Raw genomic sequence first — 22,255 nt, 5'->3', positions numbered from 1 at the left:
ATTTGATTTTATCTTACACTAAACGATTTAAATTTAAAATTAAAAGCTCAAAAACAGAGGTTGAATGTATACTTAAAATCCAACCCCTGTTCTTATCATCATTCATTGCTATTCTTCTATTCGACTTACTTTCATTTTTACACCTGTTGTGTTCACTGTCACTAATTCTGAATGGCAATTTGCTATTTTTTGATTTAATGCACGTACAAGTGGACCACTCTTTTCTTTTTTGATCATTGTTAAGATCGTTGGTCCAGCCCCTGAAATCACAGTCGCATACGCCTCATAATGATGCGCAATCGTTTTCACATGTTCAAAATCACGAATCAAAGGTTGACGATATGGCTCGTGCAACCCATCTTGTTCCATCATTTCACCTGCGAGCTCATACTGATGTTGCATCAGTGCACTAATCATCGTGTTACTTATCGCACTGTAACTCACTGCATCTTGATGTGTCAACGTAGCCGGGAGTGCTTGACGTGCTTCACTTGTTTCCAGTTCATAATCAGGCATTGTAATCACAAAATCAACATTCGGAACATCGATATGCGCAACACGTGTGACTTGTTTTTCAACTTGATGATAGCCTATAACCAGCCCCCCATAGATTGTGGGTGCCACATTGTCAGGGTGACCTTCAATCTGTGTGGCAAGCTGTAATAATTCATATTGTGATAATTGTATGTCACCAAAATAATTCGCAATATACAATGCACCAATTAAGGCAGAAGCTGACGAACCGAGTCCACGCGCTAATGGTATGTCACTATCCATTTTCACTTTTAACGCCGGTAAAGTCACTTGAAATTGTTGCGCGACTTGTTGAGCAACTTTATAAATATAGTGTGATTCATCATCTGGCAATCCTGTCAGGTGTGGACCTCGATGGATAAATTGCCATTCTGGTCCATCAATGACCTGCACATCGATAATCAAAAATTTGTTAAGTGCCATACCAATCGAATCAAATCCGCATCCTAAGTTCGCGGTGGAGGCTGGAATTTCTAGATGAAGTTGTGTTTGCATCATTTTAACGCTTCCTTAATATATTGAATGATACTTTCTTTATGATTAGGGAGCGGTTGAATAGGGTTTTCCAACAAGTTGATTGCTGTATCCGGATCTTTCAATCCATTACCCGTTAATACCGCGACAACTTTTTTACCTTTTGGGAGCTCCCCTTGACGATGCAATTTAATTAAACCTGCAATCGAAGCATTACTTGCTGGCTCACTGAAGATTCCTTCTTTTGAAGTCATGAGCTGATATGCTTCTAATATTTCATCATCTGTCACCGCTTCAATTCTACCATTGGATTCTTCAAGCGCTTGAACCGCTTGCTTCCAACTTGCAGGATTTCCAATTCGAATCGCAGTCGCAATTGTTTCTGGATTTTTAACAACTTTATTTTGAACAATTGGAGAAGCCCCGGCTGCCTGGAACCCAAACATCTGAGGAAGGCCAGTTTGATGATGATTTTCATACGTTTTAAACCCTTTCCAGTAAGCTGTAATATTACCGGCATTTCCGACTGGGATGGCTAAAATATCAGGCGCTTGTCCCTCTAACTGGTCGACAATTTCAAATGCACTTGTTTGTTGCCCTTCAATTCGATATGGATTGACAGAATTGACCAGTGCAATCTCGCCCTCCTCAGCCACTTCTTTAACAATTTCAAGCGCTTCATCAAAGTTGCCTTCAATGGATACGATTTCAGCACCATACATCACTGCTTGCGATAATTTTCCAAGCGCAATTTTACCTTCTGGAATCACTACAATGGCTTTCAAACCAGCACGTGCTGCATATGCCGCTGCTGATGCTGAAGTGTTTCCAGTAGAAGCGCAAATAACCATTTTTTTACCTTCTTCCTTTGCCTTCGCTACTGCCATAACCATTCCTCTATCTTTGAATGACCCAGTCGGATTAGCACCTTCATATTTGACATATAGTTCAATATCTAACATTTTCGAAATCGTATCACAGTAAATAAGCGGGGTATGCCCTTCATTTAATGTCACTTGCGGTGTGTTGTCGTTCACCGGTAAAAACTGCTTGTATTCTTCAATAAGGCCTTTCCACAATTTCATACTTATCGCACTCCTTCAACTGGATAAATTTTTACAACCTGATACGCTGTCTCTTCCTCGATATAAGGTGTAGGATCTTCATCAATACCAATCACCATCACAGCAAAGGTTGTTGGTGATAACGCAATTGTTTGTAGTGATTTGTGAAGCGGTAAATGTTTTTTGATTGTTGTTTCCACCTGATTTTCTGACACATCCGGCGTCTGAATAACCAAATAATAATTCTCTTTCTCTTTAATCATTATCGGTTCATTATTTTCCATCATTTCTTTCGTTCTCTCAGTTTTTAATTCAAAATGAGGAGGTAATGTGTGTAAATCAGATTCAAATTGTAACGCTACATTCAATAAATCACTGACTACAGCGGATCCTGTTGCTAAACTTCCTGCGCCTTTCCCATAAAACATTGTTTCTCCTACTGCATCACCAATGACATATATCGCATTATATTCATTTTCTACTGAGGCCAATTGATGTGAATGCGCAACTAATGTCGGTTGGACTGACGCTTGAATGTGCCCATGCGTATACGTTCCTTTACCAATGAGCTTAATTTTATATCCGAGCTTTCTTGCAGCATCGATATCTTGAGGTGTCACACCACTGATTCCTCTTGTCACCACATCGTTCAAATTAATCACTTGATTAAATGACAAATAAGATGTAATCACTACTTTGCGTGCTGCATCTATCCCTTCTACATCATCAGTAGGATCAGCTTCTGCAAATCCTAATGCTTGCGCTTCTTGTAATGCAGCTTCATAAGGCGCGCCCTCTTCAGTCATTTTTGTCAATATAAAATTAGAAGTCCCATTAAAAATCCCCATAAACTTACTAATATTATTGGCATTCAAGCCATTATTAATCGCATTAACGATAGGAATCCCACCTGCAACACTCGCTTCATATTTCAGTGCAACGCCATTTTCTTGTGCCAAATCTTCAAGTACACGTAGATGAACAGCCAGCAAATCTTTATTCGCTGTAATCACATGTTTCTTTTGGCTTAATGCTGCTTTTAACCAATCCACAGTCGGTTCTATACCGCCCATCACTTCAATGATAATATCCACTTCATCATCTTCTAAAATGTCGTTCACATCTTCAGTCAAATGATAACGCGTCAAATTTAACGGCCGCTTTTTAGATTTATCCCGTACGAGAATATGTTTGATATGAATGTCCTTTTGGATCGTGTCCTTAATTTGTGCATGATTTTCTTCAATGATTTTTACGACACCTGACCCAACAGTCCCCAATCCTAACAATGCAACATTAAGTTGTTTCATTAAAAATCCCTCCGATTTGATCTTGATGAAATTCACCTCGACCTGTTGAAATATATGTAAATATGGTTTAGTATAAATTCATTCACAAAGTTTGTAAAGTTCTAAAAATTTAGAAAAGATAATTCTATTTTAACATTAGTGCTGACCAAACTGAATCGTTATTTTATTTTTATAGAAAGGTTGTCAAAGTATATGAAAGTATCTAAATTTGGTGGAAGTTCAGTCGCGTCAGCTGAACAAATTAAAAAAGTTTTAAACATTGTAAATAGTGATCCCGAAAGACGTATTGTCATCGTTTCTGCACCTGGTAAACGTCACGATGACGATATCAAGACAACTGATCTATTAATTAGGTTGTATGAAAAAGTCATCAATCAACTCGATTATACAAATAAAAAACAAGAGATACTTTGTCGTTTTGAAGATATTATTAATGGGCTATCTTTAAAAACCGACTTATTAAGCGTGATTGATCACACACTCGAAACACATATCGCAACACTTAAAAACCAACCAGAACGCTTGCTTGATGCTCTTAAATCATCAGGTGAAAACTTCAATGCACAAATCATCGCAGACTACAATAATCAACAAGGAATCCCCACGGTATACCTCTCACCTCAAGATGCCGGCATCATTGTAACTGACGATCCTGGAAATGCACAAATATTAGAATCGAGCTACGACAAAATTAATAGAATTAAAAATTCAGATAAGAAAATGATTATCCCGGGATTTTTTGGCTATTCAGAAACTAATCATATTGTGACATTTCCGCGTGGTGGTTCTGACATTACAGGCGCTATCATTGCTCGGGGATAAAAGCAGACTTGTATGAAAATTTTACAGATGTCTCTGGAATTTTCCGTGCTAACCCTAATGTGATTCAACATCCAGAAGTCATTCATGAAATTACATATCGGGAAATGCGAGAACTTTCTTACGCAGGTTTTGGCGTTTTTCACGACGAAGCATTACAACCGCTTTATCGTTATCGAATTCCTGTTGTGATTAAAAATACAAATCGTCCTGATGATAAAGGGACTTATATCGTTCATGACCGTGAAATCAACCATCGCAATGTCATTACAGGTATAAGTTGTGATAAAGGCTTTACAAGTATCAATATTAAAAAGTACTTAATGAATAGACAAATCGGTTTCACTGTGAAAATTTTAGAAATATTAGCAAAGCATAATATATCCTTCGACCATATGCCGTCGGGTATCGATAATATTAGTATTATTATGCGCTCTTCTCAGTTAGCGGGTAAAGAACAAAAAGTGTTAGAAGAAATTCGTCATCAATGCGAAATTGATGAATTAAATGTTGAAAATGACTTAGCTATTTTGATGATTGTTGGTGAGGGAATGAGCGCTGCAGTAGGAACAGCGAATAAAATCACGAGTGCATTAGCTGAATCAAATATTAACTTAAAAATGATTAACCAAGGTTCATCAGAAATTTCAATGATGTTTGGTATCGCTACCAAAGATGCTGAATTGGCTGTTAAAGCTTGTTATCAAAACTGTTATGTAAAATAAATACAATTAAAATAAAGAAGTACTAAGCACTGAATCCTTCCACACATTCAGGCTAAGTACTTCTTTCCATGATGACTTTTTGCAATATCTCTTCTCCAACAGTTGCTTTTAAAGTTACAAATTGAAAGTAGCTCATTTTATCAATCAAATCACGATAATACGATACTTTTTTCTTATTGACTGGCTCGTGTAACAACTGCATTAAAACAAACTCAGGTTTAATATAATCTACATTCCATTTTAAAGAATGATAATAAATATATTTTTTTGGAATTTTAATATTGTTATTGAGTCGTACCATTCCATCAGAATCGTCAATATCATAAATCATCATCCTCATTAACAATTGTGTCTCGTCATACACACTCACTTTTGCTAACTGTTCACATTGATCTTCAGGGAAAGATATTATGTCTCCTTCTTGATTCTCCACTTTTATATTAAACGAATTGGGGATGACACGTAATACCTCAGATAAATTGTTTCGATTAACACAGATTTCAATCCGTTCATCTGCATATAATACATCATTTAAAAACAAGCGCATCGCTATCTCACCGTGGAATTTAAAAGCTTCTGGAACTTCATTAACCAGTACTTGCAACAGTTCATCTAATCGTTCCTTTTTCGTGTTATTCATCGTTACACCTCCTTTTTAGAAAACGCTTACAGGCATACGTCATTATACAAAATCAAAAGTATTTTATCAATAAAAATATTGGAATTATCTCCATTTTTTTAAGTTACAATCAAATAACATTAATATAATTATGAATTATATTAATTATAATTTAGGGGATTATGAAACCCTTTACAACTTTTTGCCATCTATACAAAAAATGTTTTTAGTTTTGACAAATTTAATTATTAAATCCGCTTATATTCATCCTTATACGTTGAATTATATCTTATTTCATTGTAAGCTATTAAAAATATCACTCCTACATTCGAAATGTAACTATTTTACTTTAAAAATAATTGAATTTCTATTAAATAACAGTTAAAATTTTACGTGGGTGGATGTGATATTTTATACACTTTTAAATGCCATATGCTGTTTTTTTAAATTACTTTAAGAATATACTTTTAAAACTATAATTTTTTTAATATAATGTATCTTAGAGTAATAGGAAAGTTGAGAAAAAGGAGTGAAATTATGAATAACCATTTTGAAATGGAAACAGAAGCTATCTTCTTTTATGAGTCAAATAGAAAAAAAATCATCAGTGAATTAAAGAAACAACATGGCCTTAAACTCAATGACATTTTGTTTTTATATCACCTTAAAACAACAAACAGTCGACGTATTTCATTACACAAGGTTAAACAGTCAATTGACTTTAGCTTAATGGAGATACATAAATCATTAACGGCCTTAACAGAAAAAAATATCATCGGTAAAGAACGTTCTACTGAGGACGAAAGAAAAGTATTTATTACTATTGATGATGCTCAAGCCGAAAATATGGAACAACTGCTTAATCAATTCAGTCAAATCCAAAAAGATATCCTTCAATAAACTGCAGATTTGATGTATTGAGACTTTGAATGATACAGATATCATTGTGGTGGTATCTGTTTTTTAAAACGTATGAGCACAATATTTATGATTCATGTATTTTTATTTTTTAATGTATATACGTATTTTTATAATTGACTCTTATTTAATGATGATAGCGCTATTCTGTATCGCAAAAGCATGCTTTAAGTCCAGTCTGTAGTTAATCCAATCCATTTTAATTGCAGACTGACTTGTCTTACAGTATTTCACATTTCATAGTACACATGTTCAAACTTTCCATTGTTACAGCTTCTTCTACATCCGCACTTTGCAACGAGATCCCCATCATGCATAAAATTAGACATTTATTCACAATTAACATAAGATAAAAAACAACATGCGATTTGTTTTCAATTGATGATTTGAAAACAATACAAGCCAAAGAGGAAGGAGGGTTATACGATGCTCATGGTCTTATGGATACTGGTATCAGGACTCATTATTTTAACGCTACTCTGTTTTTTACGCATAAAATTTTATCAAAGCCAGCTTGAAGTTGAAAGCTATACTAAAACACAATTACTTAATAAAATCTCTATTTTAAAACAAGAACGACATCAATCTAAAGAGAAACATCACCTTTCCACGGCTTCTACGACATATCACCTTAACTTAAGAAATACGAAACAAATTTTAACTCAATTATTAGACGAATTTAAATATACCGAAAAAATTACAGATTATCATATCATAACAACGAGTCAAATCGCACCGAAAAATCCATTATATGCGTTAGTGACTGCATTTGATTTTATTGTTGTAACAAATATCGGTTTAATGCTAATTAATATCAAATCATTAAAATCCAAAACGTTCTATCACTTTGCCGGTCAATCACAAGCCACTAATGAAAATGAACTCAATCAAATTGTCGGACATTATCTTGCACATCAGTATCATCAACAATTCCAATCGAATTTGAATACTTTTTACACATTTAATGAGGTAGTTCAGGAAAATCAAATCACCTATGTATTTCAACCTTATGATCCATATCAAATTGCTGAAAAAGCCACACACAACATTCAAGAAGCCATTGAATCACTTTTGGAAGTGCCAGTCTCTACTATGGGAATCATCTATTGTGTGGAACAACATGCTGAGCGAATCGATGGTGATGCAAAACCAACTGGTCCAGTTTACACGAGTGAAAATGAGCATGACTTGAGATCAGTAATTCAACATCTCATCGACACCTCACATACACAACTCTCGAATACAAAACGCCAACAGTTGGTTACTGCATTAGAAAATCATCATGAACCTAACCTACCGCAGTCACTTTAATCGATTATTTTTACTAACGCCCCCCTTCACATGTTCAAGGAAGAGGGGCGTTTTTAGTCGTTAAATCGCATTTAATTTGACCATATATTCAGTTGTTTTTTTTGTGCTTCTTTTTGAGCTTGTTCAATCAAAATTCTATACTTATCATTCGGTGCATAAAATTTCGCACGTGCTAGCCCTTCTCGCGCTAATTTTGCATTAAACATTTCATCATCTAACCATACATAAGCCAATGTTCGACCATATTTATCTTTAGGTTCGCGATCATATTCTAACCTCACCCGTTGATGCGTAAGATGTTTTTTGGTGAATTCAGATGCTGCTTTGCCATATGGTTGTACAGGCGTATTCGGTTTGACAGTTTCTGGCGTGTCTACGCCAATAAGTCGAACGCGCTCATCTTGCCCCTTTTTGTCAACAATAATTGTATCGCCATCAATGACACGTTTCACAACATATAATTCACCTTTTACATCATCATTTTGGCCTTGAAACGGTCCTTTACCGTTAAAATATTGAAACGCTAATACAACAATTGCAATCGCAATAATAATGAAACCTGCTGTGAATTTTTTCATAATTTCTCCTTCATTTCATATTAATATAATCATAAGTGATTGCAAATGCATCAGTCAATTTCACATTGAACTGTTACTGTTTTTTTGCCATAAAAATGATATAATCATTTTTAAATAGGAGTGAATTAAAATGCGCACTTTTAAAGAAAACCGCCTTTCAATCATCATTATCGTTATTGCGATTGTCATTGGTTTCTCATTGCAATATATGTTCCATCTACCACTTATCGTTGGAGCATTTATCGGTGTATTACTTGGCATTGCTGGTGGCTTTATCGCACAGGTGATTAAATCAAAAAAGCAACCTAGTGACTCAAATGATAAGCATTAACTCAATCCTACACGAGTGGCATTGAGGCAACCTTTAAAAATACGGCGAATAAATATGGTTCGCCGTATTTTTTATTTTCACACTTAACATCAGCTCATATTTGCAAGATACAAACATGAATATATAAAATCACCTTATTATCCCTATCATTCTTCCGAGACGGCTGTGCACCTCTCAAATAAGCTGTACTCATATTTACTGTGCACCCTCCCACTTTATTAACCCATCATCCACTCTCACCTATCAGACAGCGTCGTTGACATAGAATCCTCATCTTCTATATAATAAATCGTAATTATTCTTATTTGAGGTGAAGAAATGAATTTCCAATCCAATTTAACTGTGGAAGAAAGAGAATTAAGATCTAGATTAATGGATAAACTCATCACACAAACGAATCAACCTGTGCCTTTCGAGTCAGAATATCAATGTCTACTCGATAAAAATGTGATCGTTTTAGAAAATAACCAGGTAATCTCTGTCTATCCAATTTCTGCCATCCCCACAAATAAAAAAGTATACGTTAAAGGACGACAACAGCCTATTTTTGCGATGTGCGCGATAGATGCTATCGGCATTCATTATACATTGGATTGTCCGATAAGTATTGAAAGCGAAGATGAGCTCACCGGTGTCCCCCTACATCTAGAAGTCAATCACCATCAAGTCATTAATCGGACAAATCATGATATTTATGTATTATACAAAGAAGTATGTACGCTTGAAAAATGTCACGAAAACTGTTGTCCATATATACATTTTTTTGTTAGTCAGGACAACATTGTACAATATTTAAAAAATAATAAAGAGTGTCAAACCTATCAAATTTTAAACCTTGATGAAGCCAATCAGATTGCCTATCAACTTTTTCATTAAAGTTCTATATTATCATTAATTACTTATTAACAATTTATTAAATGTATTAAAACCTCTCTTTTATTGTGTTAAAATATATTTTGATAATTGGAATAAATTTTTATCATTTAAACTACATATACTAATTGTTATGTAGTTTAATATATTCTAATCACCTAAGGAGATTTATGCTATGAATACACTTAAATTATTATTTAAGGACGATTTATCTGTTTCTAAAGCGCCCTACATTGAGACGCTAATAAAAGGAACAATTATTGGTTTCATCCTCTATATGGCTTTAGAAATTAGTAATTTTGTGACAAAAAGTGCATGGTACGGTCTATTATCTTTGCTTGTTATCATTTTTGGTATTTGGCTTTGTCAAAAACTAGGACTCACTTTTTTTAAATCCAGAAAATACACGGTTAAAGACTTTTTATTTGTTTTCGGTGGTTATATTTTACTTAAAGTACTCGACTTATTATTTGCCATGTTTTTATCAAGTGCTGTTCCTGTGAATGACCAAAATATTAAAGATGCTTTTACTGGAACACCCACTTGGTTACTAGTCATTAGTCTTGCCATCGTACCTGCCCTTGTAGAAGAATTACTTTTTAGAGGTCTGATTTTACGTGTCTTATTTAGAAATCATCTTTTTATTGGTCTTATCGTTTCCAGTATTTTGTTTGCTTCTCTACACGCATCAGAAAATTTTATCGGCTATCTACCTTATTTTTATTTTGGAATGATTTTAGGGCTTGTCTACCTTAAAACAAGAAAAATTGAATTAGCTATTGCCATTCACCTTTTAAACAATGGATTAATTGCTTTATTTTTGTATATGTAACGATAAAGGTGGCACCCCCTTTAAACAGGTTGCCACCTTTATACTCTTCTTCTATTGACATTTTTATTTACTTTCTAAATATCACAACATACTGCATTATTAACATAACGTTTTTATAACTATCAAAAATATATTATATATATTAAATGTTAATAATCTTTTATTTCACACAATCATTGATTAATTTTCTAATTTCTTCATTGATTTTAGCCTTTGATTGAAGATCCACTGATGTCTCAGTTTCTTCAGAAGTGACAATATTTCCACCAATATGGAAATCAGACAATACTCCCTCATCTTCAATCGATAACGCAAGAATATTCTTGCCGTGTGTTTGAATATTTCCGCCAACAGACAAGTTTTTTATTTCTCCCTGTGGTTTAATAGAAAGTGCTGTTGCATCTAACAGTTGAATTTGCCCTTTTACAAGTGATTCTCCTGTTGTCCCGTAAGTCATTAAGTGGTTGTTGATTTTAATGTTGCCTACTGGTTTTGAAAACTGCATACCAATTGAACCATCTCCATAAGTTACAATTGAATCAAATTCTGCGTTATCGATTGTACCATCATATTGATTAAAGCCTCTAGCTCCTGAGCCATATGTTTCAACAGGCTTTTTAGCAACGAACTGGTGCACAACACCGAAGTTCACAAAACCTATTCCTGATGTCCCATATGATTTAATAGTATCGTAACATATCCACTCGTCAACTTCGCCCCATACGTCAATAACCATATCGTTTACACCATATGTTGTCAGTGGGCCTGCCGACTCAATTTTTTTAGCATGTGCGCCAGACACAATAAATACACCTGCCGTAATCAATGTTGGTTGACCGAATGGTATCATCCCATTTGAATAAATCGCCTGCGTTTTTAAGTACTCTACCTCAACCTTACCGCCGTCATAACCAAAACCAGCAATAAAAATTCCCGTACCGATAACAGGCGCTTTTTCACGACCAATGCTTACATTTTGAATGTGAGCTTTAATTTGAGAATTTTCATCTTGGTTATAGTTATAAACTGTCAATGCGCCTTGATACACTGAGACACCATAGGCAAGTGGTTTTTCTGGTGCTAAACGTGTATCTGCCGAAATGATATCTAAATGATTAATCACTAAATTCAATTTTTTTTGAGGTGCTCTCGTTAAGATTTGTACTTGTCCAGTTACTGTCAATGTATCTAGTTCGATTTCCCCTAAATCTTCATATTGAGATTTAATAAAAATTGCTCGTTGCCCTTGATTCACCTGAATAGATAACTGCTTAATTTTATTGTCTCCTTCTAGACTAAACCCTTCCCCTCTACTGAAGCTAATAAGAACATCTTTTTCATCAACACCTGAAAGTGATACACCTTTCTTCAGATGAATAGAGTAGGGAACTAAAAATGATTGTGTAACTTGAATTTCTTTTTCACCTGCGTTTAAAGCACTTTCCAATGATTTTAAATCAGCAACTTGAATTGTCATAATATCAAACTCCTTTTAGGAATGGTATGATATAGCAGTTTGCAAATCGAAAATAAGCTATATTCAAATAACATTCTATACCAAATAACAACCGGTTTCCATTTTTCAGCATTTTACTTTTATTTGAAATCAAGATAATGACACCAACTCTAAAATCAAGTAACCTATATGTAGACGCCATTTTTAGATTTACGAAGACGCTTTTACATTTCACTCTAATATGGATTCAAGAAATAAATTAAGTCAAAGCAGAAATAGGAAGGACCTCAGCCTCCTAGCATAAAAAACGGAGACCCTCTAGTGTGAACCATCAAAATATAGAAAAATCTGAGACCTTTCTGTCATTGATGACGAAAGACTCAGATTTTGTCATTTGCTGATATATTTTATCTCATTGGTAAGTCCGACATAACAAAAGCATTTCAATCTATTAATGCGATATGATACCCTAGTCGCCTGTTAAAAGAACACAGAAAAACTGATTAATTGATTTCATTTCTTTTATGCTTGTCGCGCTGACTTACGGTTTAAAAAGAGAAGTAACAATGTACATAAACTTCCTAAAAAGGATACTACAATACCAATTTCAAAGATAATACGGTAAGCCGTTACAACATTGTCTTGATGCGTATCTAGCAATTTCCCGTTCATTGTATACACCCAAAATATCGGCGCATATGCTGCGAAAGAGCCAACACTCATTGCAGCACCCGCATATTTCTTGGGAATACTAAACTCAGCAATGGGGGCTAATATCACACTCTTAGCTAAGAAAGTTGTCACCGAAAAAGCGATTAATAGGGCCATACTGATAAAAAGATTTCCTTCAATGAAAACCACGCCGAGCAAAATCAGCGATGAGATGATCAACGCAGAAAAAATCATTTTTGAAGATGATTTAAACACGTAATCGGATATCACACCTGCTGAAATCCCCATAAGGACACCCATTAGACCAGTGTTAAATATACCGAAAAGTGCCGTTTGTGTTGTAGATAAATCATACAATTTTTGAAGATAAGGAACACTATAAATTAATATGATATATCCCCAATAAATGGACATTGCACTAATGGAAGCTAACCAAATCTTAGGCTGTGCTAAGACATAAATTAATCCCTTCAATGCCTCAAAAGATTTATTTGTTGGTGTTTCCTCACTTTTATCTTCAGACATCGCTGCAATGCCATTTTTCGGAACATATTTGATTATCAATATAATTAACGGGATAATTAATAAATTATAAGCAAACATCCCACCTTTAAATATCACAACACCGCTCACTAACGACATGACAGCAACAAGAAGTAAATTCATAAGCATTTCTTCCGCACGGCGAATAGACTCTAGAAGACCAAAACCCATTCCACGTTTGCTTTGATCAGTAAATAAAATGACGCCATTTAAAACAGCCGGCCAAAAAAATGCATCCACAATCCCCCAAATGATAGCAATAATTTTCAGCATTTGGAAAGTAGGTGTAAAGAAAATGATGATAGAAATCGTTAAAAAACGAATGACTAACCCCACAATTAAAATCGATTTGATTGAAAAACGATTATTAATCCATCCTCCAGGAATATAAAAGAATATTGAAATTCCAATCAAACTAAAAATAACGCCTAATTCAGCATTGCTAATTTGTAGAACATCCAGCAACAGGTTATAGAATGTTCCTTTAAAAGCTTCAAAACTCGAATAAATAATTTGACCAGCTGTCACAACAGATAAAAATCCAATGAGTGTCTTACTATCTTTAAAATTTAATTTCTTAATCAATCTTTGCATTTCGGTGCTCCCTTCTCTCGTTGTTTCCTTGATTCATGTTGAAAGTGAGTGAGTTGATCTGCATTATCTGTAAATAGACCGTCAACTCCCCAGTTAATTAACATATTCGCACGATCCTTGTCATTCACAGTCCACATGTTAAGCGTATAACCAGATGTTTTAATTTCAGTGACAAGTTCACGTGTGATATCAATATCTTCTAAATGGACAATTGATGAACCACAGTAATCTACAATCGTTCTCCAGTCATTATAGAACGCACAACGTTCAAATAAGACTGCCCGTTTATACTGAGGAAGATATTGCTCAGCCAATTTGAGCAATGCAAAATTAAAGCTCGATATCAATACTTCGATATCTGGGTTTAACTGTTTAATCTGCTTTTGTAATAATTGAAGCATTCGTTCACTCAACAAACTCCCATTCGGTCCTGTCACGCCCTTTAGTTCAATGTTTAAATTCATTTGAAAACGATTGGCAAAAACAACAAGTTCTTCAAAAGTTAAAATACGTTCATTTTCATATTTTGGATGATACCAAGCACCTGCAGAAGCCTCTTGAATCACAGCGTATCGTGTCTGACTCACTTCTCCATATGTATTCGTCGTGCGCTCTAAATCATCGTCGTGAATCACAATTAAAACTTCATCTTCAGTAATTGCTAAATCAAATTCAATCCATTTGACGCCCTCAATTTTTCTAGCTAAGTCAAATGATGCAAGTGTATTCTCTGGCGCCTGACTCGGCAATCCTCTATGTGCAAATATTGTTGTCATAAATATACCTTTACCACTAAAATACATATATTTTTAGATATACGTTTCTCTTAATTACGCGTATATCAAATCATATACCCCCGTTTTAGTTGCTTCCTTTCATAATTTCTAATTCAAACTTTGTAATGCTTGTTGCTGCCTACAATAATTATCTGCACCTCCTGCTTCCAAAGCTTTCCCATGATATCGCTTTAATCTTCATTTTGATTTCAGATAAATGACACACTCATATCTTTTAAAATTTAGTTTACAAAAAAAGCAATATCATGTGCATTATCCTGTAGACAGTTCACCATTATAAAGCGTTTACATTGCTATGACAACATCAGTTACCTAAATTTTTAATTAAGTTTATTTTATTATTCCGCCATAAAAACCACTTCTCCTACTACAAATCACTTTCGATACTCAAATAAAGATTGTTCCATTGAAAAAATAAAATCGCCTACTGTCTTAATTGAACAACAATGCTTCACATCCTATGCGTTCAACCAAGTATAGACGATTCAAGTTTTAGATTTACTTTTTAAACGTTTTTCAGTTTTATGGACGAATTAAATCATGCTTTAATCTCAAAATGGCTGTGTGATGTCCCTATTAAAATATTTTTGTATTATATTTTAAATGGGTTCCAGATGTATCGTTTGAGTCGCTAATGCATTTTTGAAGTACTCATTATAATCGATACAAATCATCGTTGGACGTGCGTTTGCCAACGTTTCTATCAATTGATCAACAACGTAATAATCTAAGTAATTCGTTATTTCATCCCAAATAAACAAGCTATTTTGCTGCATTAGAGATTGCGCGATTAATACTTTCTTTTTTTCTCCATCACTCCATTCGCGATCCTTATTGTTGTGAAAATGTTTTTTATCCATCCCCAATTTATATAACAAGTATAGAAATTTTTCTTTTTCTGATTTTGTTAATGATTTAAATAACTGATCATTGTCCTTACTGTAAAAGGACTGTTGTGCTATAAATGACATATCATCTGGTAAGTTAATCGTATAATCTCCAACAGTATCATATTGTACAGGGTTTAGAATAAAATTGATCAACGTGGATTTTCCTACACCATTTTTACCGGTAATAAATAAGATATCTGATGGAAGTAAATCAACTGTAATCGGTTTAAATAACGGTTTTCCATTCATTAATATAGAAAAATCACGGAAGGACAACACTTGTTTTTTGACTGACCTTGGATTTGTGTCAAGAAATCGGACACAGTGAATTTATAATTTTACCTCGCTCTGCTCGGTTTCCTGTTCAAAAATAAACTTATTAAAATCATATAAGTTCATTTTTAAACAGGTCATTTTATGAAAACATTTTTTCAAATTCAAGTGGACTTAGATAATTTAGTGTTGAATGAATTCTTTTGGAATTATAGAATGTCACAATATATTCTATAATACTAAACATTGCCTCATTACGCGTTTGAAAATTACAATGATGAATGAGTTCTTTCTTTATTATACTGTGAAATGACTCTATACACGCATTGTCATAACAATTTCCCTTCCGACTCATACTCGTTATTATTTCGTTTTCTCTTAATATATTTTGATATTCTATTGAGGCATATTGACTTCCTCTATCAGAGTGGTGTATTAAACCTGCTGTTGGCTTCTGTGCAGTAAATGCTCTTTCTAGTGCTGAAATCACTAAATCTTTCGTCATTCTGTTCGACATCGACCAACCTATTATTCTTCTTGAGAATAATTCCATCACTGTTGCGAGATACACCCATCCTTCCCGTGTATAAATATAGGTAATATCTGATACCCATACCACACCTGGCTTTTCAACTTTAAATTGTTGGTTTAGTAAATTCGGATATATTGGTAGATTGTGTTTAGAATCTGTTGTTGCTTTATATTTCTTCTTTGTGATTGATCTGATACCCATTTCTTTCATCAATCTTGTTACTGTACGCTGTGAAATCTTTATTCCTTCTTTCATCAGTTCCTTTGTGATTTTTGGACTGCCGTACCTTTTTTGACTTCCAATATAAACTTTATAGATTTCCTTTTTTAATCTATCACGTCTCTTTTGTTGTGATGAAGCTGGACGTTTTTTCCAATCATAATATCCACTTTTTGAAACACCTAATACTTTGCACATCTTAGTCACACGAAATTCGTGCCGGTGTTGATATATAAATTCATAAATTATTTCTGGTCTTTGGCAAAGATGTGCATAGCCTTTTTTAATATTCGATTCTCTTCTTCAAGTTCCTTAAGTCGCTTTTGTAATTCGACTTCTGTTTGTTTTACTGGTGTTAATTTACCGCTACCAACAAAAGATGCTTCGCCACCTTCACGATACTTACTCAGCCATTTTGTAAGTGTTTGTATCGGTATATCAAGGTCTCTTGAGACCTCAGTCGCTTTTCTACCTGATTCAACCAGTTTTATTGCTTCCATCTTAAAGTTATGCTCATATCTTCTCTTAGTCATGACAGACACTCCCGTAAATTAATAATATTATTATAAACTATTTATTATCAATTCGCTGTGTCCGTTAATGAGTCTAACATCACCTTGCTTCAATTTTTATAGACTCCACTTTTTCTACGTTATCAATTAACGATTGTTTTTCTTCTATTTTTCTTTCGTTTCTTTTAACTACAGCTTTAGACCTTTTCATAAGTTTAGCCGCTTTTGCTTTATCAAATGAGGATTTAGAACTGTTTTCACGCGATTGTCCCCAATTATTTATTTTTTTTGACATTTGATCAAGACGTTTAATTTCTTTCTTTAGTGCTGAATTCTTTTCTTGCGTAGACTTGTCAGCGTTATTTTTCTCATGCTCCCATGTCTCAAGATTACCTTTGATCAGATCAATGCTATTTTTATTTATAGCTAAAACATAATCAATCGTTTTATTCAAAAAATGACGATCATGACTGACAATAATGTATCCCTTTTTCTGTTGTAAGTATTTGTACACTATCGCTCGACCTTCAACGTCTAAATTATTTGTCGGTTCATCGATAAGAGAAAATGTGTGATCATCTAAAAATAACTCTACTAATAGAATTCTCACCTGTTCTCCTCCACTGAGTGTATAAAACTCCCGATACAAAATCTCTGTATCGAGCCCTATTAAAGATAACTCCCGATATATCATCCAGGGTTCTATTTGAGGATTTCGATCTAATAACATCGCTTCAACGGTTAAATACTGATTCTTGTCAGGATATCTTGGAAAGTAGTTAAAATGAATCGATGCATCAAGATGGCCCTCATATTCCAATTCATTTAAAAGTATTTTCAAAAATGTCGTCTTCCCCCTACCATTTCTTCCTATAAGGCCCAGCTTCCACTCATCGTTAATATTCAAATTGAGATTTTTAAAAATATAATCAGTATATTTGAAAGACAAGTTTTTAATGATAATTTGCCCCATATTTATCCCTCCTTACAATGATTCGGGTTTTGTATGATACTTTCGTGATAACAGTATGGAATAGAACAATACGGATAAGCCCATCATTGATAATATCAGCCACGCCAATTTGACAGTAAAAAGATTTGAAATCGTTAAAAACACAAATGTTCCAAGCGGCAGCGTCAACTGGACTAATGTGTAAAAAATACTTGTAACCGATGAGATGACCTTATCAGGTAACGTTTGCATAATAAATGCATCAATTCTAGGGTTGGAAACGCCCATAAAATAACCCGAAAAAAACATGAGCACGATAAGAGAAAAACGTTCTTCAAATATTAATAGGTTAAGCATCAATAATACGGTAATCGCAACCTCAAATATCAGGTTGATTTCAATTGATGTTCTTCTAAATATCGTTAAAGGAAGGATAGAGCCCATAATGATTCCTATTGCTTCAGAAGTCGTGTATATCATTAATGTAAAGGCAAAATTATAAAATAATAAGTTAGGATTTTCTGAATAAGAAATGAGTAACAACCCATCCTGAGCTGAACTGATTAAATTCATCAATGCAAAAATCAAAGCAAAATGAAATATTCTTTGATATTGAAATAAGGTTTTAAAGTTCTTAATCGTGTCAGAAATAATGGATTTAAAATGAAACTTTTCTCCCTCATAATGATTTTCAACTTTTATAATCGATTTAAAATTTTTTCTATTTAACCATAATAAATAAAAAGATAGTAAAAATAGAATCGCATTAATGATTCCTGCTAAATAATATTGATAGTTTAACAGTACGATTAAGCTTGCCCCAAAAACTTGGCCTAATAAATCAATCGTTTTATGTATACCATTCGATAGTGCCCTCGCATCGGTGATATATTGAGATTCAACCATCTTTTTAATCATTGGAATTTCTAAATAAAGGTTATAAGAAGATAAACCGTCTGATATGAAGTTTAAAAGTAAAAGAAATCCTAAAACTGTCCAGCTAGGATGAAATGACATGAACAATGCAAACAGAATATAGACTATGGCTTGGATTATTTTAATAAACAAAAATGCGCGATATTTGTTAATCGTTCTATCAGAAAAATAGCCAAAAATGAAGTCACCTACAACTGGTATTGTTGATACAATCACAACCGCACTAATTGCTAATTTAGGATTTTCCATTTGTTCGGCATAAACGATAAAAATAAGGTTAAAAAGTACTGATCCAATAGCAGTGAGCGTGTTAGACCCCAAGAAAAAACGGAAATTTTTATTCATTCTTAGTAGCTTCATCTTATATGACCTCTAATATTTTCTATTTCTCTTGTGATTCAAACATTTAAAATAGACATGAAAACCCTCCTCAAACGACTATGACATTACAACAATTTATAATACTTTAAATTTTCAGATAAGTCAATCGCATTTTTATATTTTTAAATTAAAATGACTAGATTTAAAGTGAGACGTTTTCATTATGTGGTATAAATTTCGGTTCTATACTTTTAACGGTTGGTGAGTTTTTCACTGGCCGTTAAAAGTATAGAACCAAAATAATTTAAAAGTAAGCCTTGTACATCAAATTCGAATTGTCAGTCTTTTTAGAAATATGCTATTATAGTTGAAAGAGTTACAACGAAGGGCTTTAAGGAGATTAATTATGGTTTGGGGAAAATTAAGTATTACATTAAAAGTAAGATTAATCAGCAACTTTTTTCAAGAGTTAATTACAACAGCTTTTTTGCCTTTTATCGCGCTTTATCTGACTGATATGTCAAATGCTAAAATCGCAGGTACATTTCTTACAATTTTAGTATTAGTGAATTTTCCAATTTCATTACTAGGGGGTTATTTTGTAGAAATACTACCAAAGAAAAAACTTGTACTCATCTATCAACTGATCATGGGGGTCATGCTATTATTCATCTCATTATCATTGATTGATAATAGTAACGTCGTCTTTTTTTGTTGCTGTTACACGGTTTATAACATTGTTTGGGGCCTACAATACCCAGCTATGGATACGATCATTATGGACGCTATAACGCCGGATGTCGAAAATTACATTTATAAAATTGATTATTGGCTAACCAATTTAGCAATGGCATTTGGCGCGCTGTTAGGCGGCTTGCTTTATAGTAATAATAAATCACTACTTTTCTTCATCGCATTTTTTGTTTTTATTTTGGTGTTTTTGGCATTATTAAAATGGATACCTAAAGATGAAGTACAACATATCAACATCAAAAAATCACCTAAAAATTTATCCTCTATTTTTAAAAGCTATGAAGTAGTTTTTAAAGATTTACGTTTTATTGTAATGATTTTAGGATTTAGCCTTATTATGATGGGAGAATTATCTGCTTCATCTTACATATCGGTGCGATTAAAAGAAGAGTTTAACCCTATTTTTTCCTTAAACATAGATGGTGTGAAAATGTATTCATTATTAATGGTCATTAATACATTCATCGTCATTACATTCACTTATTTTATTTCTAAAGTCATTTTAAGCATGCATCAAAAATATGCACTCATCATAGGATTATCCATGTATATTATAGGCTACTCAAATTTAACTTACCTAAACAACTTTTACTTATTGGTATTATTTATGATTATCGCTACTATCGGAGAAATCATTTATGCACCAATATTTGATGAGAGTCGCTTTAAAATCATACCAGATGATAAAAGAGGAACATACTCCGCTTTTAATTCGTTAGGATTTAATTTGTCAGAATTAATTGCTCGCTTTGGTATTGTTCTTGGTGTATTTCTATCGTCCGAACTTATGGGTGTCTATATGTTCGTCCTTCTTAGTTTAGGTGCAATCTTTATATATTATTCAATTTACGGCAATTTTAAAGCGAGAAAAGGACTGAAATATTAATCAAGAGATATCAAAATTGATAACCACCTACAATATAAATCATCTTCTCAATCGTAAACGTATTGCAACGTTATTACCGTAAAAAAGCGAGTAGATCGTCGCTATTCAACGACATCTATTGGCTTTTTCGAATGTTTGTCACTTTTTCTTCACGTAAAACAATACTTCATTTAATATGTCATTTCACTTTCGAGGTTTTTATTTAAGCGACATTCAATTTTTTCCTTTTGATATTTCCTATCCTTTCATGTTCAAACGCAATTTTATAGAATGATACAATTTTGAACTTCGGTTTTAGTCATATTAGCTTTTCACCATTTACTTTGAATCATAGGACAGTGACGTATCAAGTATTATGCTTATTTTCTCTACTAAGGATACACTTGATAAATTTAATTACTGCTGAAGGTGTGGCTCATGCAATGACACCATTACTGATATCATTTCCAATACGCACATTAAGTAAATCATTATCATGTGAATTTTTTTCATAAGTTAAAAATCCATTTTCCTTCAGAAAAAGAATAAAACTGTACATACTTATTAAAGCAAAATTGTACATATTTATCTTGACATTTATATAATGTTCATTTTACTTTTTAGTAAGGTACACTTCTATGGTAATTTTTGATGCGTTCACTGTCTTGTTATCATTATATATCATTAAATATTTTGATTGATCTAAATTACTGCCTGCAGGAGGCATCATATCATACCAAAAAGCATTTTTATTATCTTCAATAAATTTAATATATCCCGTTTCATATGGAGAACTATTAAATTCGTATATATTTTTGTTTTTTATCAAAAAATCTCTTACCTTTATATCAAGTTCTTGTGCTGTGACTTGATTTTTATTCGTTTTTATGCTAAAAGATAGAGTATTCCGTTTATCTTCAAAAACTTTTACTAAAATATTTATAGGACTATCTGTTCGATTACCTTCTTGTTCTGTTATCCCTCCATACATACATGTTTTTCCCGAACCACTGTTTGGATGATTACTGTCTTTTTTATCATCTTCGGAAAAATAGCAATTACTATAATAATTTGTCCCAAAAACATCTACGTTTTTATTCTTATATTTATCAGCCAACCTCTTATTCTCAAATTCTACTTTAACCTTATCGTAATTCCCAAATTTAGTATCTTCGATGGAATAAATAAGATCAGAAAACAAAAATTGATCGTATGATCTAACATTAATGCCCTGAACATAATGATTATCATATAAATATTTCATGTTCTCCATAAGCCCAGTAAATTGACTAGACTTATTTAATTGTTCTGGAGTAGGGTCTGGTTGCCTTTCCGCTTTTATCACATTAGAACCTGTTAGTGCACTCTGGAATACGCCACTAAACAATAACAATAGTGTCATCACCAAAATTTTGTTGAACTTTTTACTCATTTTAAAAATCTCCTTATAATATACTTATTGTAATTAAATTATAACACTTTTGTTTAAATACCATTAAATTTTATCAATTAATATTAACAAAATATTTAAAATACTATTTTATAAAGAGAA

18 protein-coding genes and 2 pseudogenes are annotated in these 22,255 nt (G+C 33.2%); 7 read left to right on the top strand and 13 right to left on the bottom strand.

Annotated features, from left to right (window positions below; translation table 11 throughout):
• Positions 1-108: 108 nt before the first annotated feature.
• From thrB to B5P37_RS10850, 3 genes are read right to left on the bottom strand one after another with little or no spacing between them, the layout of a single operon-like run.
• Positions 109-1,029 carry a homoserine kinase gene (gene thrB, locus B5P37_RS10860; RefSeq protein ID WP_085238473.1) on the bottom strand — a complete coding sequence of 307 codons (921 nt, stop codon included), beginning with the start codon at positions 1,027-1,029 and terminating at the stop codon, positions 109-111.
• Positions 1,029-2,093: a threonine synthase gene (thrC, locus tag B5P37_RS10855; protein ID WP_085238226.1), complete on the bottom strand. Its 1,065-nt coding sequence runs from the start codon at positions 2,091-2,093 to the stop codon at positions 1,029-1,031. Before thrC ends, thrB begins: the two co-directional genes overlap by 1 nt.
• 2 nt (positions 2,094-2,095) lie before the next feature.
• Positions 2,096-3,382: a homoserine dehydrogenase gene (locus tag B5P37_RS10850; protein WP_085238225.1), complete on the bottom strand. Its 1,287-nt coding sequence runs from the start codon at positions 3,380-3,382 to the stop codon at positions 2,096-2,098.
• A 192-nt stretch (positions 3,383-3,574) separates the two neighbouring features.
• Between B5P37_RS10850 and B5P37_RS10845 the strand changes: the two are divergent.
• A pseudogene (locus B5P37_RS10845) lies at positions 3,575-4,926 on the top strand (aspartate kinase).
• Positions 4,927-4,978: 52 nt separating this feature from the next.
• On the opposite strand, the gene B5P37_RS10840 reads toward B5P37_RS10845, so the two are convergent.
• The gene (locus B5P37_RS10840; protein ID WP_085238224.1) at positions 4,979-5,566 is read right to left on the bottom strand and encodes a hypothetical protein; all 588 of its coding nucleotides are present in this window, start codon (positions 5,564-5,566) and stop codon (positions 4,979-4,981) included.
• 516 nt (positions 5,567-6,082) lie between these two features.
• On the opposite strand from B5P37_RS10840, the gene B5P37_RS10835 reads away from it, so the two are divergent.
• Positions 6,083-6,445, top strand: coding sequence for a transcriptional regulator, SarA/Rot family (locus tag B5P37_RS10835; RefSeq protein ID WP_085238223.1), 363 nt, complete (start codon positions 6,083-6,085; stop codon positions 6,443-6,445).
• A gap of 444 nt (positions 6,446-6,889) precedes the next feature.
• Complete coding sequence (locus B5P37_RS10830) at positions 6,890-7,774, top strand: hypothetical protein (protein ID WP_085238222.1); 885 nt, start codon at positions 6,890-6,892, stop codon at positions 7,772-7,774.
• Positions 7,775-7,845: 71 nt separating this feature from the next.
• On the opposite strand, the gene nucI is transcribed toward B5P37_RS10830, so the two are convergent.
• Positions 7,846-8,352, bottom strand: coding sequence for a thermonuclease NucI (gene nucI, locus B5P37_RS10825; protein WP_085238221.1), 507 nt, complete (start codon positions 8,350-8,352; stop codon positions 7,846-7,848).
• 130 nt (positions 8,353-8,482) lie between these two features.
• Between nucI and B5P37_RS10820 the strand changes: the two genes are divergently transcribed.
• From B5P37_RS10820 to B5P37_RS10810, 3 genes are all read left to right on the top strand, one after another.
• Positions 8,483-8,683: a hypothetical protein gene (locus B5P37_RS10820; RefSeq protein ID WP_085238220.1), complete on the top strand. Its 201-nt coding sequence runs from the start codon at positions 8,483-8,485 to the stop codon at positions 8,681-8,683.
• Positions 8,684-9,001: 318 nt separating this feature from the next.
• Positions 9,002-9,559 (top strand): organomercurial lyase, encoded by a 558-nt coding sequence (gene merB / locus B5P37_RS10815; protein ID WP_085238219.1) that lies wholly within the window; start codon positions 9,002-9,004, stop codon positions 9,557-9,559.
• Positions 9,560-9,731: 172 nt separating this feature from the next.
• On the top strand, positions 9,732-10,388 hold the full coding sequence (locus tag B5P37_RS10810) for a CPBP family intramembrane glutamic endopeptidase (protein ID WP_085238218.1): 657 nt from the start codon (positions 9,732-9,734) through the stop codon (positions 10,386-10,388).
• 160 nt (positions 10,389-10,548) lie between these two features.
• On the opposite strand, the gene B5P37_RS10805 is transcribed toward B5P37_RS10810, so the two are convergent.
• From B5P37_RS10805 to B5P37_RS10770, 7 genes and pseudogenes are all read right to left on the bottom strand, one after another.
• A complete protein-coding gene (locus tag B5P37_RS10805; protein WP_085238217.1) occupies positions 10,549-11,865 on the bottom strand; it encodes a hypothetical protein in 1,317 nt (438 codons plus the stop codon).
• Positions 11,866-12,366: 501 nt separating this feature from the next.
• A complete protein-coding gene (locus B5P37_RS10800; RefSeq protein WP_085238216.1) occupies positions 12,367-13,653 on the bottom strand; it encodes an MFS transporter in 1,287 nt (428 codons plus the stop codon).
• Entirely contained in the window at positions 13,641-14,429 is a 789-nt protein-coding gene (locus B5P37_RS10795) for a glycerophosphodiester phosphodiesterase family protein (protein WP_085238472.1), read from the bottom strand. The genes B5P37_RS10800 and B5P37_RS10795 overlap by 13 nt, the downstream gene beginning before the upstream one ends.
• Positions 14,430-15,049: 620 nt before the next feature.
• Positions 15,050-15,589, bottom strand: coding sequence for an ATP-binding cassette domain-containing protein (locus B5P37_RS10790; protein WP_085238215.1), 540 nt, complete (start codon positions 15,587-15,589; stop codon positions 15,050-15,052).
• A gap of 166 nt (positions 15,590-15,755) precedes the next feature.
• Positions 15,756-16,897 (bottom strand): annotated as a pseudogene (locus tag B5P37_RS10785) (IS3 family transposase).
• 79 nt (positions 16,898-16,976) lie between these two features.
• Entirely contained in the window at positions 16,977-17,849 is an 873-nt protein-coding gene (locus B5P37_RS10775) for an ATP-binding cassette domain-containing protein (protein WP_085238214.1), read from the bottom strand.
• A gap of 12 nt (positions 17,850-17,861) precedes the next feature.
• Positions 17,862-19,124: an MFS transporter gene (locus B5P37_RS10770; RefSeq protein ID WP_085238213.1), complete on the bottom strand. Its 1,263-nt coding sequence runs from the start codon at positions 19,122-19,124 to the stop codon at positions 17,862-17,864.
• Positions 19,125-19,491: 367 nt separating this feature from the next.
• On the opposite strand from B5P37_RS10770, the gene B5P37_RS10765 reads away from it, so the two are divergent.
• Positions 19,492-20,724 carry an MDR family MFS transporter gene (locus B5P37_RS10765; RefSeq protein WP_085238212.1) on the top strand — a complete coding sequence of 411 codons (1,233 nt, stop codon included), beginning with the start codon at positions 19,492-19,494 and terminating at the stop codon, positions 20,722-20,724.
• A 592-nt stretch (positions 20,725-21,316) separates the two neighbouring features.
• On the opposite strand, the gene B5P37_RS10760 is transcribed toward B5P37_RS10765, so the two are convergent.
• Positions 21,317-22,135, bottom strand: a complete 819-nt coding sequence (locus tag B5P37_RS10760) for an exotoxin (RefSeq protein ID WP_085238211.1) — start codon at positions 22,133-22,135, stop codon at positions 21,317-21,319.
• Positions 22,136-22,255 lie beyond the last annotated feature (120 nt).

Origin of the sequence: Staphylococcus lutrae (assembly GCF_002101335.1) — a bacterium.
Taxonomy (GTDB): Bacteria; Bacillota; Bacilli; order Staphylococcales; family Staphylococcaceae; genus Staphylococcus; species Staphylococcus lutrae.
This window is presented reverse-complemented; position numbering and strand designations above follow the sequence as displayed.

Excerpts from the sequence above, each read along its gene's own strand:
- thrB (WP_085238473.1), bottom strand. The coding sequence starts at position 1,029 with ATGCAAACACAACTTCATCTAGAAATTCCAGCCTCCACCGCGAACTTA.
- thrC (WP_085238226.1), bottom strand. The coding sequence starts at position 2,093 with ATGAAATTGTGGAAAGGCCTTATTGAAGAATACAAGCAGTTTTTACCG.
- B5P37_RS10850 (WP_085238225.1), bottom strand. The coding sequence starts at position 3,382 with ATGAAACAACTTAATGTTGCATTGTTAGGATTGGGGACTGTTGGGTCA.
- B5P37_RS10840 (WP_085238224.1), bottom strand. The coding sequence starts at position 5,566 with ATGAATAACACGAAAAAGGAACGATTAGATGAACTGTTGCAAGTACTG.
- B5P37_RS10835 (WP_085238223.1), top strand. The coding sequence starts at position 6,083 with ATGAATAACCATTTTGAAATGGAAACAGAAGCTATCTTCTTTTATGAG.
- B5P37_RS10830 (WP_085238222.1), top strand. The coding sequence starts at position 6,890 with ATGCTCATGGTCTTATGGATACTGGTATCAGGACTCATTATTTTAACG.
- nucI (WP_085238221.1), bottom strand. The coding sequence starts at position 8,352 with ATGAAAAAATTCACAGCAGGTTTCATTATTATTGCGATTGCAATTGTT.
- B5P37_RS10820 (WP_085238220.1), top strand. The coding sequence starts at position 8,483 with ATGCGCACTTTTAAAGAAAACCGCCTTTCAATCATCATTATCGTTATT.
- merB (WP_085238219.1), top strand. The coding sequence starts at position 9,002 with ATGAATTTCCAATCCAATTTAACTGTGGAAGAAAGAGAATTAAGATCT.
- B5P37_RS10810 (WP_085238218.1), top strand. The coding sequence starts at position 9,732 with ATGAATACACTTAAATTATTATTTAAGGACGATTTATCTGTTTCTAAA.
- B5P37_RS10805 (WP_085238217.1), bottom strand. The coding sequence starts at position 11,865 with ATGACAATTCAAGTTGCTGATTTAAAATCATTGGAAAGTGCTTTAAAC.
- B5P37_RS10800 (WP_085238216.1), bottom strand. The coding sequence starts at position 13,653 with ATGCAAAGATTGATTAAGAAATTAAATTTTAAAGATAGTAAGACACTC.
- B5P37_RS10795 (WP_085238472.1), bottom strand. The coding sequence starts at position 14,429 with ATGACAACAATATTTGCACATAGAGGATTGCCGAGTCAGGCGCCAGAG.
- B5P37_RS10790 (WP_085238215.1), bottom strand. The coding sequence starts at position 15,589 with ATGAATGGAAAACCGTTATTTAAACCGATTACAGTTGATTTACTTCCA.
- B5P37_RS10775 (WP_085238214.1), bottom strand. The coding sequence starts at position 17,849 with ATGGGGCAAATTATCATTAAAAACTTGTCTTTCAAATATACTGATTAT.
- B5P37_RS10770 (WP_085238213.1), bottom strand. The coding sequence starts at position 19,124 with ATGAAGCTACTAAGAATGAATAAAAATTTCCGTTTTTTCTTGGGGTCT.
- B5P37_RS10765 (WP_085238212.1), top strand. The coding sequence starts at position 19,492 with ATGGTTTGGGGAAAATTAAGTATTACATTAAAAGTAAGATTAATCAGC.
- B5P37_RS10760 (WP_085238211.1), bottom strand. The coding sequence starts at position 22,135 with ATGAGTAAAAAGTTCAACAAAATTTTGGTGATGACACTATTGTTATTG.